20 protein-coding genes are annotated in these 16,644 nt (G+C 37.9%); 8 read left to right on the forward strand and 12 right to left on the reverse strand.

Features of this window, described 5'->3' with window-relative positions; all coding sequences use genetic code 11:
• Window positions 1-60: 60 nt before the first annotated feature.
• Window positions 61-1,173 (reverse strand): UvrD-helicase domain-containing protein, encoded by a 1,113-nt coding sequence (locus tag ACRPLY_RS24120; protein WP_432232139.1) that lies wholly within the window; start codon window positions 1,171-1,173, stop codon window positions 61-63.
• A 377-nt stretch (window positions 1,174-1,550) separates the two neighbouring features.
• Between ACRPLY_RS24120 and ACRPLY_RS24125 the strand changes: the two genes are divergently transcribed.
• Entirely contained in the window at window positions 1,551-1,802 is a 252-nt protein-coding gene (locus tag ACRPLY_RS24125) for a hypothetical protein (RefSeq protein ID WP_033578061.1), read from the forward strand.
• 75 nt (window positions 1,803-1,877) lie between these two features.
• Here the strand turns inward: ACRPLY_RS24125 and ACRPLY_RS24130 are convergent, their stop codons facing one another.
• From ACRPLY_RS24130 to ACRPLY_RS24155, 6 genes are all read right to left on the reverse strand, one after another.
• Window positions 1,878-2,555 carry a DUF421 domain-containing protein gene (locus ACRPLY_RS24130; protein ID WP_028412339.1) on the reverse strand — a complete coding sequence of 226 codons (678 nt, stop codon included), beginning with the start codon at window positions 2,553-2,555 and terminating at the stop codon, window positions 1,878-1,880.
• An 89-nt stretch (window positions 2,556-2,644) separates the two neighbouring features.
• A complete protein-coding gene (locus ACRPLY_RS24135) occupies window positions 2,645-3,079 on the reverse strand; it encodes a GNAT family N-acetyltransferase (protein ID WP_028412338.1) in 435 nt (144 codons plus the stop codon).
• Window positions 3,080-3,084: 5 nt separating this feature from the next.
• Window positions 3,085-3,597, reverse strand: a complete 513-nt coding sequence (locus ACRPLY_RS24140; protein ID WP_013055455.1) for a YjcG family protein — start codon at window positions 3,595-3,597, stop codon at window positions 3,085-3,087.
• Window positions 3,598-3,679: 82 nt separating this feature from the next.
• On the reverse strand, window positions 3,680-4,405 hold the full coding sequence (locus ACRPLY_RS24145) for an alpha/beta hydrolase (protein ID WP_028412337.1): 726 nt from the start codon (window positions 4,403-4,405) through the stop codon (window positions 3,680-3,682).
• A gap of 71 nt (window positions 4,406-4,476) precedes the next feature.
• Window positions 4,477-4,743 carry a hypothetical protein gene (locus ACRPLY_RS24150; RefSeq protein ID WP_155010425.1) on the reverse strand — a complete coding sequence of 89 codons (267 nt, stop codon included), beginning with the start codon at window positions 4,741-4,743 and terminating at the stop codon, window positions 4,477-4,479.
• Window positions 4,744-4,838: 95 nt separating this feature from the next.
• Window positions 4,839-5,225 (reverse strand): hypothetical protein, encoded by a 387-nt coding sequence (locus tag ACRPLY_RS24155; RefSeq protein ID WP_028412336.1) that lies wholly within the window; start codon window positions 5,223-5,225, stop codon window positions 4,839-4,841.
• A gap of 172 nt (window positions 5,226-5,397) precedes the next feature.
• Between ACRPLY_RS24155 and ACRPLY_RS24160 the strand changes: the two genes are divergently transcribed.
• Window positions 5,398-5,934, forward strand: coding sequence for a phosphatidylglycerophosphatase A family protein (locus ACRPLY_RS24160; RefSeq protein ID WP_028412335.1), 537 nt, complete (start codon window positions 5,398-5,400; stop codon window positions 5,932-5,934).
• Between the two features lie 125 nt (window positions 5,935-6,059).
• Here ACRPLY_RS24160 and ACRPLY_RS24165 read toward each other — a convergent pair whose 3' ends face one another.
• Complete coding sequence (locus ACRPLY_RS24165) at window positions 6,060-6,539, reverse strand: GNAT family N-acetyltransferase (protein WP_028412334.1); 480 nt, start codon at window positions 6,537-6,539, stop codon at window positions 6,060-6,062.
• A 169-nt stretch (window positions 6,540-6,708) separates the two neighbouring features.
• Window positions 6,709-7,554, reverse strand: a complete 846-nt coding sequence (locus tag ACRPLY_RS24170; RefSeq protein WP_098620772.1) for a MurR/RpiR family transcriptional regulator — start codon at window positions 7,552-7,554, stop codon at window positions 6,709-6,711.
• A 150-nt stretch (window positions 7,555-7,704) separates the two neighbouring features.
• Between ACRPLY_RS24170 and gnd the strand changes: the two genes are divergently transcribed.
• The 5 genes from gnd to ACRPLY_RS24195 all read left to right on the forward strand — a co-directional run bounded on the left by gnd (window position 7,705) and on the right by ACRPLY_RS24195 (window position 14,340).
• Window positions 7,705-8,604: a phosphogluconate dehydrogenase (NAD(+)-dependent, decarboxylating) gene (gnd, locus tag ACRPLY_RS24175; RefSeq protein ID WP_028412333.1), complete on the forward strand. Its 900-nt coding sequence runs from the start codon at window positions 7,705-7,707 to the stop codon at window positions 8,602-8,604.
• 25 nt (window positions 8,605-8,629) lie between these two features.
• Complete coding sequence (gene gntK / locus ACRPLY_RS24180; protein WP_028412332.1) at window positions 8,630-10,171, forward strand: gluconokinase; 1,542 nt, start codon at window positions 8,630-8,632, stop codon at window positions 10,169-10,171.
• A gap of 278 nt (window positions 10,172-10,449) precedes the next feature.
• Complete coding sequence (locus tag ACRPLY_RS24185; protein ID WP_325077142.1) at window positions 10,450-11,976, forward strand: NCS1 family nucleobase:cation symporter-1; 1,527 nt, start codon at window positions 10,450-10,452, stop codon at window positions 11,974-11,976.
• Window positions 11,977-12,245: 269 nt separating this feature from the next.
• Window positions 12,246-13,574 (forward strand): gluconate:H+ symporter, encoded by a 1,329-nt coding sequence (locus ACRPLY_RS24190; RefSeq protein ID WP_034269380.1) that lies wholly within the window; start codon window positions 12,246-12,248, stop codon window positions 13,572-13,574.
• A 154-nt stretch (window positions 13,575-13,728) separates the two neighbouring features.
• Complete coding sequence (locus ACRPLY_RS24195) at window positions 13,729-14,340, forward strand: DUF1349 domain-containing protein (protein ID WP_028412329.1); 612 nt, start codon at window positions 13,729-13,731, stop codon at window positions 14,338-14,340.
• A gap of 38 nt (window positions 14,341-14,378) precedes the next feature.
• On the opposite strand, the gene ACRPLY_RS24200 is transcribed toward ACRPLY_RS24195, so the two are convergent.
• Window positions 14,379-14,999 carry a YitT family protein gene (locus tag ACRPLY_RS24200; protein WP_325077139.1) on the reverse strand — a complete coding sequence of 207 codons (621 nt, stop codon included), beginning with the start codon at window positions 14,997-14,999 and terminating at the stop codon, window positions 14,379-14,381.
• Between the two features lie 172 nt (window positions 15,000-15,171).
• Here ACRPLY_RS24200 and ACRPLY_RS24205 point away from each other — a divergent pair, with 172 nt between their 5' ends.
• Complete coding sequence (locus ACRPLY_RS24205) at window positions 15,172-15,621, forward strand: Lrp/AsnC family transcriptional regulator (protein ID WP_028412327.1); 450 nt, start codon at window positions 15,172-15,174, stop codon at window positions 15,619-15,621.
• A 27-nt stretch (window positions 15,622-15,648) separates the two neighbouring features.
• Here ACRPLY_RS24205 and ACRPLY_RS24210 read toward each other — a convergent pair whose 3' ends face one another.
• Window positions 15,649-16,404, reverse strand: a complete 756-nt coding sequence (locus ACRPLY_RS24210; protein WP_028412326.1) for an arylamine N-acetyltransferase family protein — start codon at window positions 16,402-16,404, stop codon at window positions 15,649-15,651.
• Window positions 16,405-16,476: 72 nt separating this feature from the next.
• Window positions 16,477-16,608, reverse strand: coding sequence for a DsbA family protein (locus ACRPLY_RS24215; protein ID WP_260503669.1), 132 nt, complete (start codon window positions 16,606-16,608; stop codon window positions 16,477-16,479).
• Between the last annotated feature and the right edge of the window lie 36 nt (window positions 16,609-16,644).

Consider the following 16,644-nt stretch of genomic DNA (forward strand, 5'->3'; position numbering starts at 1 on the left):
TCATTTGATTCTTCATGTGAATAGTTCTATCGAATAAAATTCGATGTCTAACCTTTTAAGTTAGAAACGTGTCGCACTATCTTGAAATTCGTCAATTAAAAAATAGCGAAATCTTTTTTGATAACGAGTTAGCAAATCGGGATTTTGTTTTAGCATTTCATAACATCCATACAGCATGTCATCAAAATCGAATAGCTGTTTTTGCTTTTTGACTTCTTCATAGCGACGATATAAAAAGTGCACATCTTGTTCCCATTTGTCTTTTGGGCGAACATCTTTCACGCCAACAAGCGTGTTTTTCCAATAGCCGATTTGCTGAAGTGCCTGATCAAACGGGAAATCTTTTTCATCCACGTGGAGCTCTCTTGCTGCTTCTTTCACGATCTGTTCTTTTTGCCAATCCCATTTCAGCAGGCGATCTATTTGCCACGCTTGAGGATTGTGATGAACAATCATACGTAAGAAAATGCTGTGAAAAGTTCCAACTAGCATTTGACGAAGATGTAAGCCGGACATCTTTGGATATGTAGCCAATCGTTCTTTCATTTCTTTAGCTGATTTAGCCGTGAAAGTCACCAGCATAATGGATTTTGGATCAATTTGTTTTTCTTGTATCATATATGCGGTGCGAGCTGTTAACACACGCGTTTTTCCGCTTCCTGCACCGGCTAGAATAAGAAGAGGTCCTTCTGAATGTGTAACAGCTTTCCATTGGTTCGAATCTAATTCAATACCGCTCTCTTTAAATTCATTTAAATAAGGAGAGTCAGAGTGTTTAGGAACAGGTGGTTTTGAGCGAAAAGCAGGAACACTTGAAAAAGGCGCGGAAGACCTCCATGTCGCTTTCTCTTTTACAGTTGAATTTTTCTCACCAATAGCTCGTCCTTTAGGAATACGAAATCCATTGGTTTCTCTGTATTCAGCCGGAGTTTCTTTTATTTGTTGTACAGCTGTTGTTTCTGATAGTGTGTCTGAACACTCTTCTCTTTCATGAGGAACTTGAGCATGATAAAAGTAAGGAGAATGTTCAATCCCCAGATATAATTTAACTGGTTCTCCGCAGTGAGCACATGTTATTTCTCCTCGGAGACTAGCTTCATATAAATATTGAAATCGGTCTCTAGCCGTTATAGCAAGATTAAGTATCTGTTTTTGATAAAGTGCACGTTGCAAAAAACATGGCCTCCTTTGTAAAACATGAACAATCAATAGTAAATAAGAGGGAGTTAAAGCAAGAAGCCGCTCTTGTTCTACATCGATATAGATGTGTATATACGCACAGTTTTTATTCTATAATCAAAGTCTATCATATCAAAATCATCTTTTTTTAAAAAGAGTACGGATATTTTTGGAGGGATACGATATAAAAAAGGGTATATATTGAGTAAGAGATCACATATGTTCAAAAAAAGGAGGTATAGATACAAAGTGCTATCTGTTTTGAACAAGTCTAGAAGAGGGCGTAAGTGAGCTGTTTCAATGTCGATACTTCTTGCGAAAAATACTGAGGTCTGGGAGTAGAAGGTATCTTGAAAAAGAGGAGGGTTCATATGGGATATATACTGCCCGTCACGCCTTATCAGTCTATTCAATATGCAAATCGCCTTCAAAAAAATAATGCTTCTTTTTCAAATCGTATTTGGCCTGTCCAGAAAAAAAGCTTTGACGAAGAGTTTGAATCGCGTTCTCACTCATTGGAATTGACGCCAAGTTCAGTACAAAAGCGAAAAAAGCTTCAAGCAGCAGAGCGTGTATACAGCAAGCTAACAAATAAGGGCCTAGTGATTAATACACGGGTATAATAGAAAAAATCGTGAACGCAGCAGAATGAATGCGCTCACGATTTTTAACAAAGTAATGAACAAGTAAAAAACACCTTAGTAAGATTCAATAAAAAGTGTACGGCCCTGCTGCCATTCAGCATAAAGCACCTGTTTATAATCGGTAAATCCCTGTTTTTTTAATTGTTTCTTTAGCCAGTCTTCATCAAAGCCTGACTGAATTAAGTTTTTCAAAAGCAAACGTCCATCACTGACGAAGGCGATAGATAAAACAGGTTCAGAAGGAGGCAGCTGCAGATCGCTTCTTGTTGGCTTAGCATAATCAGATTTTGGCAATACGCTTAGCGAGCCATCTGTTTCTAAAATCGCATATTCAACTTCACGAATGGAAAATATGTCTTTTGAACGCAGCATATGAAGAAGCTGATCGATATCTAATCGATTTTTGCTAAGTTCTTTGTACGAAATTTTCCCTTTTCGAATAATAATAGATGGCCGTCCTTCTAAAAACAAGCGCAGGCGAATATTTTTTTGAGTAATAACTTCGGTGACATAAATAAGCGCTCCCCAAAAGATAACAGCAAATAAAATTTTGCCTATGCCTACTTCTGAGTCATATAACGCATTTCCTACTAACTCTCCTAATACAAGAGCAGAGATAAAATCAAAAGTGGTAAGCTGAGTGATCGTCGCTCTGCCTAAAAATTTAGTTAAGATAAACAAGCAGATAAATCCGATAAAGAGTTCTAGTGCAATTCCGATAAGTTCATCCATATTTTCACCTAATTCACATGATTAGGTATTAGTATAAGCAAAGCAAAGGTTCTTATCCTTTAAAAAAGCAAAAACACCAGGTTCAATTCCTAGTGTTTTTTACTTAGTTTCTTTACCATCTCCACATGTGGAATTCCAGCATCCATAAATTCACCTGAAACCGTTACGTAGCCTAGCTTTTTATAAAATCCTTCCGCATGCGTTTGAGCATGCAGCTTAATCTTTTCAATCTCATGCTCTGCTGCGATCTCTTCTAACTTATCCATCAAAAGCTTTCCTACACCGTCTTTTCGATAAGAAGAAAGAACGCAGATTCGTTCGGCTTTTCCATAGTCCTCTACCATACGGAAGCGTCCTGCCCCAATTGGTGCATTTCCTTTGTATACAACTAAATGCAGGGCTTCGGAATCGTATTCATCGATTTCTTGCTCTACATCAACCTGCTGTTCTTCTACAAATACTTTTTGACGTACGAAGTAAGCATCAGAAGGATCTTGTTTGTTCGTTAGTACTTTGATGTTCACGTATCTTATCCCTTTCCAAGACGAAATGTTTCAAACACAGTCCATGTTTCATTTTCAAGCTGGTACATTAAATGAAAGCGATCAACTGTTTCTTCATGAGCGACATCTACAAGCTTCAACTGGCTATACACATCTAAGTGCTCATCATCTGAAAGTCGTTGACCAATTGTAATATGTGGAATAAATGAATACTCAGTTGGTTGTTCGAGATTGCCTTCATGAAGTTTATTGTAAAGTGACGTCAGTTCTGGCTTTTGTTCCACTTTTAAGTAAATAACGTTATTGGCTGGTGAAAATGAGCTTACTTTCGTTACATTTAATGTAAATGGATTTGTTTCTTCGGCAATTTTACGCAAATTAGCCGCAATTTCGTCAATTTGGTCTTCTGTAGCTTCAAAGACTTCTTTTAATGTAAGATGAGGCGGAATTAATGAATAGTGAGAATCATAGCGCTTTCGATAAGAATTCGCTACATCTTGCAATTTTTTAGATGGAAAAAGTACAACGCCAAATTTCATAAAAAATCCCTCCAAAGTAAGATCATAAAATATGTATAAAGCGAGCTTATTATAACAAATTTTCAAAAAATATGATATCTTTCTACTTCAACATATATTGAAGCGACCGCTTTACGTCTTTTTGCCAGTATTTCCACGTATGATTTCCATTAAATTCTTCGTAGAAAACAGAATATCCACGCTGCTTCATTTGTTCGTGCAACAGGCGGTTAGGCTCAATAAAGTTCAATATACCGTCTTGTGTTGTTTTGACATCCGTTTCTTCCGTTCCAATAACATGATACAAATCCAGAAGTGAAGGAGAAGCAAATGAGTTGACCGTTTGTAATACAGCATCGTTCACGAAAGGAGAATGCATAATTACTTTCCCGAACGTGTGAGGATACGCAATGGCCGTCAGCAGTGAAACTGTAGCAGCAAGCGAATCACCAATTAGAACACGCGATTTTCCCATTTGATATGTAGGATATGTTTTATCCAAAAATGGCACAAGTTCATGTGCTAAAAAGCGAATGTAAGCATCTACCTGCTTTCCTTCTGGATGATACTTATCGCGTCTGTCTTCCACGCTTTTATATGGAATTCCAACAAAAATAGTACGATCGATTTCTGACTCGTTCATTAAATCATCGATTAAACGAGGTGTACGTCCGTACATAACATAATCTTTTCCGTCTTGGGCGATAAGTAGAGAATACTTATAGAGCGTAGAATAGTTTGACGGCAAATAGACTAGTAACGTGACATCTTCTTGCAGTGCGTCACTATAAAAAGAAATTTCTTCTAACTTCCGCTTACTTTCTGACATGAATAATCGACTCCTATGCATTTGAATGAAAGCGTTACCTTTATTGTAACACATTTTCTAAAAATCGTTCTTTATTTTATTGTAACGAATTTTTTAGCGAATGACGAGAAAGAGGCATGCGTTGCTAAAAAAAGAGGTTGGGACGTAACGAAATGAATTTCATCCAAGCATGAACAATCTGGATATATAATCTGGGCAGCTTGCTCGGCCGCAGTTGATTTCCGTGCAAGACTCCGCTTTCCGCGGGCGGGCGGTGAGCCTCCTCGTCGCTTGTGCTCCTGCGGGGTCTCACCTGTTCCGCTGTTTCCGCAGGAATCTTCGCCTTGCCCTCCAACCAACTGATAGAAGGAATGAAACAGATAAAATTTGCGTCCACTTTAACAAAAAAAACGAATCATCAATCAAACAGTTTGATTGATGATTCGTTTTTTTGTTAATCTAATTTTTTCATCTTTTTAAACATATCTTTTTCTGCTTGAGTGGCTTTTTCTAGCGGTTTTTTCGTATATTCCTCTTCTTTTTCATCAATCGAAACCAATTCTGTGTCATTCTTTACATAACTTCGGATATTGCGAGCACCGAAATAGCCGTTTACATCTTTCAAAATAGGCTTATTTTCTTTTTGATCATAAAGAGTATATGAATTCTCTTCTTTAACGATAGCATAGTGATTTCCTGCGAGCAGAGCCACAGCTTCTTTTTCGCTTTTTCCAAAAGTAGACATGAGAAACAGAACGATTAAGATGATAAAGAAAAGGGCTGTTGCGCCAATGAAAAATAATAATAAGCCTCTGCTAAATTTACTTTGTTTTTCTTCCACAGTAGACAAACCTCCTGATTCGATAATTTTATTATAGCAAGTAAATGTAATGAGCGCCTAAAGAGATATGTGACGAGTTTATGAACTCAGGCGGATGAACAAAAAAGGTTTTTAGCGGCTCTCATCGAATTTAGTATAAAGAGAGACAACAACTTGAAAAGGAGAGAGAGACATGACAGCGAAAAAAATCCCAACGAGCAAAGAAGTAGCAAAGGCAACATTTAATTTGCTGGAAGAGCGTGGCGTAACAGTTTTGGATATTGCTGAAATTGTGTATGATTTACAGCTTCCTTATCATCCAGCTCTAACCATTCAGGAATGCGCTGAAAGCGTAGAGAGAGTACTGCAAAAGCGAGAAATTCAGCATGCCCTTCTAGTTGGAATCGAACTTGATAAGTTAGCTGAGCAAAATAAATTATCAGAACCTCTTCAAAGTATTGTAGAACAAGACGAAGGGTTGTTTGGCGTTGACGAAACGATTGCTTTAGGTGCCGTTTTAACCTATGGCAGTATCGCTGTTACGACCTTTGGCTATTTAGATAAAGTAAAAGTAGGTATTATTGAAAAGCTGGACTGTAAAAAAGAAAAAGGAGTTAATACCTTTTTAGATGATTTGGTAGCGAGCGTAGCTTCTAGTGCGGCAAGTCGTTTGGCTCACCGTCAGCGTGATGAACAAGAACAGCTGCAAGAAGGCAATCCGGCTACGTAATAAACTTCTTTTAGTATGTATATAAGCTGCGTAAATTAACGCGTTAAAATGATTTAGTCTTTTATTTGAATAACGGAGGCTAGGCACGTAGGAGATACGTGCCTAGCCTCCGTTAATGGAACGATTTATGGCTGTAGTGAAGTAGTCATAAGATAGCTTAAGTTTTCCAGTCCAAGACTTTCATAAAAAGCACGTGCTTTTTCGTTAAATGCCCATACGGTAAGCTGGAGGTCATTTGCTCCTTTTTGTACAGCCCACTGTTTCGTAGCAGAAAAAAGACCTTTTCCTACCCCATAATTTTGAAAGCCTTTTTTTACACCAAAATATTGGATGTATGCTGTGTAGGAAAGCGGAGCTAACGTGGTGGGAGGGTTATATTTTAATTCAACAACAGACGCTCCAATAATTTGATTTCGATATTGAGCTACAAGAATATCAATGGTTGCATAATAAAGGGTAGCTTGATATTGTTCTGGAGATAAAACAGCCATTTGGTTATCAAACATAGAAGGGAGCGCATTTGCGTGGAGTTCTAGTGATTCCCCTAATATTTTATTTACTTCTGTATAATCATCTAGTTTTGCAGTGCGATAGATAATATCCATACACACTTCACCTACTTTTTAAAAGTTGTGCTTTATCATATGTAGCAACTTAGAAAATGTTAAATGAGAATGAAAACCTGAAAATTTTAAGTGAAGAACCGCACTAAACAGAGCATATATTTTATGCTCTGTTTGATGTTGTAGTTGAAGAATATATAAGGGCGAAACATTAAATTCTAGTTTCAGCAATAGCATCGCGTACTTTTTCAAGCGAGTGTTTAGAGGTGTCTTTATTCGCAATCATTACATTAACATACAAAGCATCAATGAGGCTTAGCTGTCCAATTCTCGAGGCGAGAGCTTCAGATCGATATTCGGTTTCTTCTGAACTTGTATAAAGAGAAACGTCAACGTTTTGACTTAATGGAGATTTAGGAAAACCCGTGATCCCAATCGTTTTGGCGCCGTTCGCTTTTGCTGTATTTAAAATGTTCATCGTGTCTTTATTTGTTCCAGAATGAGAAATCACTACCGCTACATCTTGTTTCGTCAATTGAGAAGCGGACATAAGCTGGAAATGGGAATCGATAAATGCAAACGTTTTAATTCCTGTTCGCACAAATTTATGAAAAGCATCCATAGCTACGACTGAAGAGCCTCCCGTGCCATAAAATTGAACTTTATCGGCCTTCATTAAAAGTTTGACGGCTTTTTCAATAGCATTGCCCTCTAGTATTTGTAATGTATTCTCAAGCGTTCGCACGTTGGAGCGAAAGATTTTTTCAGCGATCGTTTTTTCATTATCCGTTTCAGAAATTTCCTCGTGAATCTGCTGAATAGGCGTCATAATTTCAGCAGCCAGCGCTATTTTCATCGCCTGATAGCCCTTGAAGCCAATTCGTTTACAAAAGCGAAAGACTGTTGCATCAGCTACATTTAAATCGTCTGCTACTTCGTTAATGGTACTGTGAATAATTTGTTCCGGCTGTTCTAAAATATAATTTGCAATTTTTTTCTCTTTTTCACTGAATCTAGCATAGTGAGAACGAATTTTTCCTAAACAATTTTGCGTCATAACTGATGTTCCTTTCCACGAATTTAGTAGTAAAAAGAGTATAGCACAAAAATATGTGTGAAAAAAATTTTCTTGTAAACGATTGCAAAATGAAAAATAATTCGTATAATGGAGGTAATGTGAAATTTTTTTTCAAAGGGAGTTTATAAAATGAAAATTGGATTAATCGGTTTAGGAAAAATGGGATATAATTTATCATTAAATTTAATGGACAACCATCATGAAGTTGTAGCTTATGATGTGAATAAAGAAGCGGTAGAAAAACTTTCAAATGAAGGAGCAGCTGGTGCCTTTACTATTGAAGAGCTAGTCAACGAACTTCCCCCTTCACCTAAAGTTGTATGGGTTATGGTTCCGGCTGGAGAAGTAACGGAAAATGTGATTACAGAACTAAAAGACCTTCTGTCAGAAGGAGATATTGTAATAGATGGAGGAAACTCTAATTATAAAGAATCTGTTCGACGTGCTCAGGATCTTCAGGAAAAAGGTATTTACTTCTTTGATGTAGGGACAAGCGGCGGAATGGAAGGTGCAAGAAACGGAGCGTGTACAATGATTGGCGGAGATGCAGAAGCATTCCGTACAATTGAACCAATTTTTAGTGATATTTGCGTAGAAAATGGATTTATGTACGCAGGCAAAAGCGGAAGCGGTCACTTTTTAAAAATGGTTCATAATGGTGTAGAATATGGAATGATGCAATCCATTGCTGAAGGATTTGAAGTTCTGGAAAAAAGTCAGTTTGATTTCGACTATGAAGCCGTAGCGCGCGTTTGGAATAACGGATCTGTCGTTCGCTCTTGGTTAATGGAACTAACGGAAAATGCGTTTTCAAAAGATCCTAAACTAGATAGTATTAAAGGAGTCATGCAGTCTTCTGGTGAAGGGAAATGGACCGTAGAGACTGCCCTTGATCTTCAAACGGCAACTCCTGTTATTGCTTTATCGCTAATGATGCGCTATCGTTCATTAGAGGAAGATACATTTACAGGAAAAGTTGTAGCAGCACTTCGAAATGAATTCGGCGGTCACGGTGTTGTAAATAAGTAAAGTAGTAAAGTAGGGGGACAGCAGCATGAGCAAAAAATATGCAATAGGTGTAGATATCGGAACAACGAGTACAAAGTCTGTATTATTTTCAGTAGACGGTACAGTCATTGCTAACCATGGGATTGAGTATCCACTATACTCGCCTACGCCCGCGATGGCTGAGCAAGATCCTGAAGAAATTTTTCAAGCAGTTGTACGTACCATTCAAACGGTTGTAAAAACAAGCGATGTAAAACCTGAGGATATTTTATGCGTTTCATTCAGCTCAGCTATGCACAGTGTTATTGCCGTTGATCAGCAGGGAAAGCCGCTGACAAAATGTATTACGTGGGCCGATAATAGAAGTGCAGAATGGACGGAAAAAATTAAAAATGAATACAACGGCCATGAGATTTATTTACGTACAGGCACGCCTATTCACCCAATGTCGCCACTTTCCAAGCTAACATGGCTTTCTAATGAACAGCCTGAATTAGTGAAGGGAACACATAAGTTTATTTCAATTAAAGAATATGTATTCTTTAAGTTGTTTAACGAATATGTGATCGACTATTCGATTGCATCAGCAACAGGTTTATTTAATCTGAAAAATCTTGCGTGGGATGAAGAAGCATTAAAAGTAGCAGGTGTGACGACAGATCAGCTATCCACTCCTGTTTCAACTATGCATCAAGTGAAAGGGCTAAACACAGAGCTTGCAGTTGAGATGCACTTACTGCCGGATACGCCCTTTATTGTAGGTGCAAGCGATGGCGTATTATCAAACTTAGGTGTAAATGCGATTGAACCAGGCGTTGTTGCAGTAACAATTGGGACAAGCGGAGCTATTCGAGCAGTCACTGACAAGCCAGTAGTCGATCCTAAAGGTCGTATTTTCTGTTATGCGTTGACAGAAGACCACTGGGTAATTGGCGGCCCTGTAAATAACGGAGGCATGATTTTTAGATGGGCTCGTGATCAATTTGGAGCGTCGGAAGTCGAAACAGCTAAACGTCTTGGAAAAGATCCATATGAAGTATTAACGGATATTGCGGCTTTAGTGAAACCTGGAGCAGACGGCTTATTGTTTCATCCATACCTGTCAGGAGAGCGTGCGCCGCTTTGGGATGCAAATGCTAAAGGTTCGTTCTTTGGCCTAGGTTTGCATCATAAAAAAGAACATATGATTCGCGCCGTATTAGAAGGCGTTATTTTTAACTTGTATACGGTATTATTAGCACTTGAAGAGTTAATTGGAGAACCTACAAAAATTCAGGCAACAGGCGGATTTGCACGTTCCGCACTTTGGCGCCAAATGATGGCAGATATTTTTAACCAAGAAGTATCCGTGCCGGAAAGCTTTGAAAGTTCATGTCTAGGAGCAGTTATTCTTGGCTTATATAGCCTTGGCGAAGTCGACTCATTAAACGTTGTTTCCGATATGGTTGGAGCGACTAATCATCATTATCCAATCAAAGAAAACAGTGAAGTATATAAAGAGTTAACGACTATCTATATTCGTTTGGCTCGTTTATTTAAAGAAGAATACGAAAGCATTACGGCTTTTCAAAAAAAATACGTACATTAAGTTCAAAAATCATCGCTTGAAGCTTTCAGGCGATGATTTTTTGTGTGTTAGGTTATCTAACAACCAAAAGAGTTAACACTACACAATATATAAAAGTTCCCTCAAATAATGTTACAATTTGTCCAGTGTATCCCTGTTTCGCATTAAATATAATAAGGAATAACGTTAGTATTGATCACATACTAGAAGGAATCGTCACAAACGCCTTTATATTTCAGAAAATTCAAATAAAATTTGTTTTTTGAAATGAACTTATTTTATGAAAAGGGGTTTTATGGATGAAAACACAAATCGAGCAAGATGGAATTGTGACGCTCACAGATGAGACGCACAATCAGCTGAGCGGCAGCGATCTTTGGAATGAAGATTTACGTCCTACTACGATGAAAGAACATTCTTGGAAAGGAGTTAACTTTGCCACGCTTTGGATTGGGATGTGTCTGTGTATTCCAGCTTACACAATGGCGAGCGGAATGATGACGCTTGGAATGAACTGGTGGCAGGCAATTGGTACAATCTTTTTAGGAAATGTAATTGTTCTTATTCCTATTTTGCTTAATTCTCACGCTGGAACCAAGTTTGGCATTCCTTATCCGGTATTTGCCCGCCTGTGGTTTGGAGATAAAGGAGCACATATCCCAGCACTGGCTAGGGCTATTGTGGCTGCTGGATGGTTTGGAATTAATACATGGATTGGAACGGAAGCAATTGATACACTGCTAAGCGCTTCATTTTCATCTTGGAATGGTTTAGCTGGTCATACAGCCATTGTATTTGCTCTCTTTTGGCTTTTAAATGTAGGAGTGGCGTATAAAGGACCGCAAGCAATTAAAGTGTTAGGAGCGATTGCTGCTCCGGTTATTGGTATTTCAGCTATTATTCTTTTTATATGGGCTTATACAAACTCAGGAGGGTGGGGGCCCATTTTATCTACACCTTCTAAATTTACATCCACCGGAGAATTTCTAGCTGTATTTTTTCCTGCTTTAACCGGAGTCATTGCATTTTGGGCGACGCTCGCTTTGAACATTCCGGATTTTTGTCGATATGCTAGAAGCCAGAAATCCCAAATGGTTGCGCAAACCTTCTCTTTGCCATTGACAATGAGTATTTTTTCATTTATTGGAATTGCTGTTACCTCGGCAACCATCGTTATATTCGGAGAAGCTATTTGGGATCCAGTGGCGTTAGTAGCTAAATTCCCTCCGTTTATCATTTTCTTAGGAACAATCGTTATCGTGCTTTCTTCTTTAACGATTAATGTGGGAGCAAATATTGTGGCGCCGGCCCGTGCAATTGAGAATCTGAATCCAAAGAAAATCACGTTTGCGATGGGAGCGCTAGTAACCGGTATCTTTGCTATTTTGCTTCAGCCATGGTACATCATGTCTAATTTCGGGAATTATATCTTTGGATGGCTTGGAACATACGGAGCGCTGCTTGGTCCTATAGACGGGATCGCCATTGCTGACTACTGGCTTGTAAGAAGGAGACAGATGGCATTAAAGGATTTATACGAGGTAAACGGTCGCTATAGTTATTCAACTGGTTTTAATAAAAACGGTATTTATGCATTAGTAATTGGCGTGGCCATACCTGTTTTAGGCTTACTGATTCCTGGACTGCGCTTTTTATGGGATAATGCCTGGACATTTGGTCTATTCATTTCTATCATCGCCTATACGTATCTCATGAGAGGAGATAAAAGTGTATTAGCGCCGGGAGAATATGAAGAAATAACGTTAAAAACAAGCGAAAAACCAATTATCGACAGTCATACCGCTGATCCCACCATCACTAAATAAATAAGATAAATCCAATCATTAACATGATTGGATTTTTTTGTGCGTTGAAACTCTATGGAAGAAAATTGATAAAATTTTTTTGAGTTTTTTTATTGATTTAAGAATTTTTTTTTCATATAATTTAAGTAATAAAAAGATGAAATCGTTTTCTGATTTAATTAATGTAAACGATTTCGATAATTAAAACGTATTTTTTAAAAAATTAACAGGTTTAGAGCTTTTTTGCTACATAAAGAAAGCGTTTACTTAAAGGGAAGGTGGAAAGCAAGATGGATGCATACTTATTAGCTATTACGGTTGTCGCAATTGTTATTGTTATTGTAGGTGTTTCAGTTTTTAAATGGCATGCGTTTATCAGTTTAACGGTTGCGAGTTTGTTTTTAGCAATTGCTTCTGGGTTATCAATGGATAAAATTGTTGCCGCTTACGAAACGGGAGTGGGCGGTGTTTTAGGACACTTAGTAGGAATTTTAGCACTGGGAACAATTTTAGGTAAGCTGATGGCTGATTCAGGCGCTGGCATGCAGGTAGCGGATTATTTTGTAAGAATATTCGGTGTGAAAAGATTGCCTTGGGCAATGCTAGTAGCAGGTTTCATTATTGGTATTCCTGTTTTCTTCGAAGTAGGAATTTTAATCTTACTGCCTTTAGTTATTTCGATTCATAAAACAACAAAACAAAATATATTATTGATTGCTCTGCCAGTTATTGCAGGATTATCAATTGTTCATGGTCTGGTTCCTCCTCATCCGGGAGCGATGGCAGCTATTAGTATTTACGGAGCAAATACGGGGAAAGTGCTTTTATACGCGTTAATCATTTCAATTCCAGCAGCAGTTATCGCTGGACCAGTTTTTGCAAAATGGGTTAACAAACGAGTAATTCCAGAAGGAGAGCCGGATTTAATTCGTATCACGACAACATCTAAAGATCTTCCTGGTACAGGCGTTTCATTCTTTGTTATTTTACTTCCTGTTTTATTAATGGTTTTAGCAGCAATAGTGCCTATTATTAACGGTTTGCCAAGCGGCGTAGTGAAGTTTGTAGAATTAATAGGAAGTCCATTAATTGCACTTTTAATTTCTTGTTTTGCAGCGTTTTACCTGCTTGGAAAACGTCAAGGTATGACAAAAGATGTGATTAAAAAACTAACGGAAGAATGTTTGCTTCCTGTAGGATCTATTGTCTTGATTATTGGTGCAGGCGGTGGCTTCAAACAAGTATTAATCGATAGTGGAGTAGGTACAACGATTGGTCAAATGTCTGAACATCTATCTCTATCACCACTTGTACTTGCATTTTTAATTGCTGGATTAATTCGTATCGCTACAGGTTCAGCAACAGTTGCATTAACAACAGCGGCGGGTATTGTTTCACCGATCATTGAGCACATGTCTGGTGTTAATTTAGAACTTCTGGTTATCGTTACGGGCGCGGGTTCACTAATGTTCTCTCACGTTAATGATGCTGGATTCTGGATGGTGAAGGAGTATTTAGGATTAACAGTAAAAGAAACGTTCAAAACATGGACTGTTCTGGAAACGCTTCTATCCTTTATTGCTTTTGCAGGAGCACTTATTCTAAATGCAATAATCTAAAAATAAGACTCTTTTACTCTATGTAAAAGAGTCTTATTTTTTTATGAAAGAAAAGAATTTACTAGAAAAATAATCAAAATATTTTATTTATTCGTTAAATTATGGCAAAATGGAAATAGAAGAACAATAGCTTCTAAGAAGGGAATGACAGAGAGTGAGTAATCAACTAGTATTTTTCACAAACTTTTCAGAAGGAAAATTAGATTCAGACGTTTCTTGGTATTGTCCACCAGCTCAATTTCAAATTGATACGGAAACGAATCGATTAGTGATTAAAACAGACGCTAAAACAGATTTTTGGCAGCGTACTCATTATGGCTTTGAAGCGGACAATGGACACTTTCTTTACCGTGAAGTAGAAGGCGACTTTGAAATCATGACAAAGGTGCATACATATCCAGTTAATCGCTACGATCAAGCAGGTCTCATGATTCGTGTATCAAAAGATACGTGGATCAAAACGTCAGTTGAATACAATCCCGATGGCCCTAACCAATTAGGAGCAGTCGTAACCAACCAGGGCTTCTCAGATTGGTCCAGTCAAAATTTTACTCAAAACAAATCAGCGCTTTATTTTAAAATTCAGCGCAAAAATGATGATTACACCGTTTGTTATTCAAGTGATGGAGATTCCTGGACTCAGCTCCGACTCGCTCACTTATTGCACTCATCCAAAGAACCTGTTCAAGTTGGGATTTACGCTTGTAGTCCTCAAGGAGAAGGATATGAGGCCCAATTTGATTTTATAAAAGTAGAAAAGCTTTAAACGAAAACCACGATTTAGTCACAGCTAAATCGTGGTTTTTATTTAGAGAGCACATTATCTAAAGGCTGTGTGGCAGCAGTGGGTGTCGATTGATTGTGTAAAGCAATTTTTTGTTTGAAATAGCTGATGACAAACCCTGTAATCGCAATGGACATAAAAGAGAAAATTCCTTTTGAAAATCCAATTGAATACATGCTCGACAGCACGACGAGGAAATCAAATGAAAAATTCACTTTTCCAGGATCCCAACCGAATTTTCGCTGCGCGAATAACGCTAGAATATTAGCACCCCCAAGAGAAGCTCCGTTCATAAATAAAATGGATAAGCCAAGACCGGCAATTAGTCCGCCCGTAACAGCACCCATCAGGCTGGGAAGTGTAAAAGCAGGAAGCAAGTGATCGAGTGAAGTGAGAAGTGATAGCAAAGACACTGATCCTATAGTTGTGACGGTAAATTTCCATCCCATTTGAAAGAAGGAAAAGAGATAAAAAGGAATATTAATGAGAAAAAAAATCACCACAAACGACAAAGGAAGGGCATATGATAAGCTAAGAGACAGACCAGCTGTTCCCCCCGTCACTACGTGAGAGTGCCGCAAGATAAGAACACCAATACTTGCAATCGTACATCCAAGAATAATCCATAAAACTTTTTTCATAAATAAACCCCTTTGTTTGTTTTTTCGGAATTTTCATTTTCAATTATCTACTTTAATGATAGGATATTAAATAAAGAAAACACATGTATAAATGAAGGAAATAATACTTGTTCTGTTATCAACTTGAATAAAGATTTTATTTATTATATTCATTTTGAAAGGAAAGGTTTGTATGGATCAAATCGATGTACAATTATTGTCTATTTTGCAAAGAGACGGGCGTATGACGATTAGTGATTTATCAAAAAAGCTGGCTCTTAGCCGTCCAAGCGTATCAGAAAGGCTGCAGCGCCTTCAGGAACGAGGAGTGATACAGCGTTTCAGCGCTACGGTGTCTCCGAAAGCTTTAGGGAGAGATACACAGCTGTTTATTCAAGTAAGCGAATTAAAAAGAAAACCAGAGGAATTTGAAGACTTTATTGAGCAAAATGAAGATGTGCTTGAATGTCATCGCGTAACGGGACCGGTTTCTTATTTTATCAAAGCAGCCGTGTCTGGAATGGATGGACTTAGAATGCTCGTGGATGAACTGATTCCTTATGGAAATGTGAATACCTCAATTATTTTAAAGTCGCCTGTAGAAAACAGGATGATTACTCCTATACAAAAACCGACCCCATAAGAGGCCGGTTTTTTGTGTAAGGACATATTAATAAAACCCTTTAATAATATAAAAATGATTTTGCAAAATATCAGGAACTTCTTCTTCTGAAACGTTTCTTTTCGTCTTTTTTCCGCTGTCTGTTACAGTTAGTGTTTCACCAGAGAGGGTAATTCGCCCTGTAGGTGTTGCGATCGTAACAAGGCGTTTGTGTACAAACGGAGAATCAGCTGACGTTTGATTGAACTCACACATGGGAGTAAAGTCTGTCAGTTTCTTAGGAAGCGTAGACACACGGTACAGCGTTTTCCATACATCATCTTCCCATCGCTGCAAATCATACATATGCTCAGCAACGTTTGTCATACGATAAGAGCCGCTTACATCTCTTACTACTTCGCCATTTAAAGGCATTGGCTTGCGAACAGAATCTCCAAATCCAACGTCTACGATATAAGACTGATTTTTAACTGTCACAAGGTTTGTAGCGTGACTTCCTTCAATGGTCCACGTGCCATCGGGTTTTTTGACGGTAGCTGAAACGTACGAGACTTCATAACCGCTTTCTTTTAACAGCCAGCCAAATAAACCGTTTAATTCGTAGCAAAATCCTCCGCGCAAATTTACAATTACTTTTTGAAAGATCCGTTCTAAATCAATGATAATAGGAGTTTGAGACAAAACGTCTAAGTTCTCAAACGGAACATGAAGCATATGCTTGTTCTGTAAAGCAGCTAAGTTTTCATACGTTGGACTATCCGGTTTCTTAGCTAAAAACCGACTAAAATAATAATTAATATTCATCAAATACACCTCTTAGTGAATCATTTCTCTTTGTCTTTAAGCTTAGCAGAATATTCATGTAACAGCGTTTTTTTAATGGTTTCTTTGGAAGCAAATTCTTTCAATCTCAGCTTTTTGTTCTTTACTGACTTCTCTTAAAGGATTAGTGGCTAGAAAACATAGTGGACAGACAAAATCAAAATAAAATTCAGCGTGTGCTTTCATCCCGTCATGCTCCTTTATGGCATGTTTTTAGTTTAT

The organism is Priestia sp. TGN 0903, from assembly GCF_050846855.1.
In the GTDB taxonomy this organism is placed as follows: domain Bacteria; phylum Bacillota; class Bacilli; order Bacillales; family Bacillaceae_H; genus Priestia; species Priestia zanthoxyli.

Bases quoted from the DNA above. Each gene is read 5' to 3' on its own strand.
- ACRPLY_RS24200 (WP_325077139.1), bottom strand. From the start codon at position 14,999: ATGAAAAAAGTTTTATGGATTATTCTTGGATGTACGATTGCAAGTATT.
- ACRPLY_RS24190 (WP_034269380.1), top strand. From the start codon at position 12,246: ATGGATGCATACTTATTAGCTATTACGGTTGTCGCAATTGTTATTGTT.
- ACRPLY_RS24170 (WP_098620772.1), bottom strand. From the start codon at position 7,554: ATGACGCAAAATTGTTTAGGAAAAATTCGTTCTCACTATGCTAGATTC.
- ACRPLY_RS24185 (WP_325077142.1), top strand. From the start codon at position 10,450: ATGAAAACACAAATCGAGCAAGATGGAATTGTGACGCTCACAGATGAG.
- gnd (WP_028412333.1), top strand. From the start codon at position 7,705: ATGAAAATTGGATTAATCGGTTTAGGAAAAATGGGATATAATTTATCA.
- ACRPLY_RS24140 (WP_013055455.1), bottom strand. From the start codon at position 3,597: ATGAAATTTGGCGTTGTACTTTTTCCATCTAAAAAATTGCAAGATGTA.
- ACRPLY_RS24215 (WP_260503669.1), bottom strand. From the start codon at position 16,608: ATGAAAGCACACGCTGAATTTTATTTTGATTTTGTCTGTCCACTATGT.
- ACRPLY_RS24160 (WP_028412335.1), top strand. From the start codon at position 5,398: ATGACAGCGAAAAAAATCCCAACGAGCAAAGAAGTAGCAAAGGCAACA.
- ACRPLY_RS24145 (WP_028412337.1), bottom strand. From the start codon at position 4,405: ATGTCAGAAAGTAAGCGGAAGTTAGAAGAAATTTCTTTTTATAGTGAC.
- gntK (WP_028412332.1), top strand. From the start codon at position 8,630: ATGAGCAAAAAATATGCAATAGGTGTAGATATCGGAACAACGAGTACA.
- ACRPLY_RS24210 (WP_028412326.1), bottom strand. From the start codon at position 16,404: ATGAATATTAATTATTATTTTAGTCGGTTTTTAGCTAAGAAACCGGAT.
- ACRPLY_RS24125 (WP_033578061.1), top strand. From the start codon at position 1,551: ATGGGATATATACTGCCCGTCACGCCTTATCAGTCTATTCAATATGCA.
- ACRPLY_RS24205 (WP_028412327.1), top strand. From the start codon at position 15,172: ATGGATCAAATCGATGTACAATTATTGTCTATTTTGCAAAGAGACGGG.
- ACRPLY_RS24165 (WP_028412334.1), bottom strand. From the start codon at position 6,539: ATGGATATTATCTATCGCACTGCAAAACTAGATGATTATACAGAAGTA.
- ACRPLY_RS24130 (WP_028412339.1), bottom strand. From the start codon at position 2,555: ATGGATGAACTTATCGGAATTGCACTAGAACTCTTTATCGGATTTATC.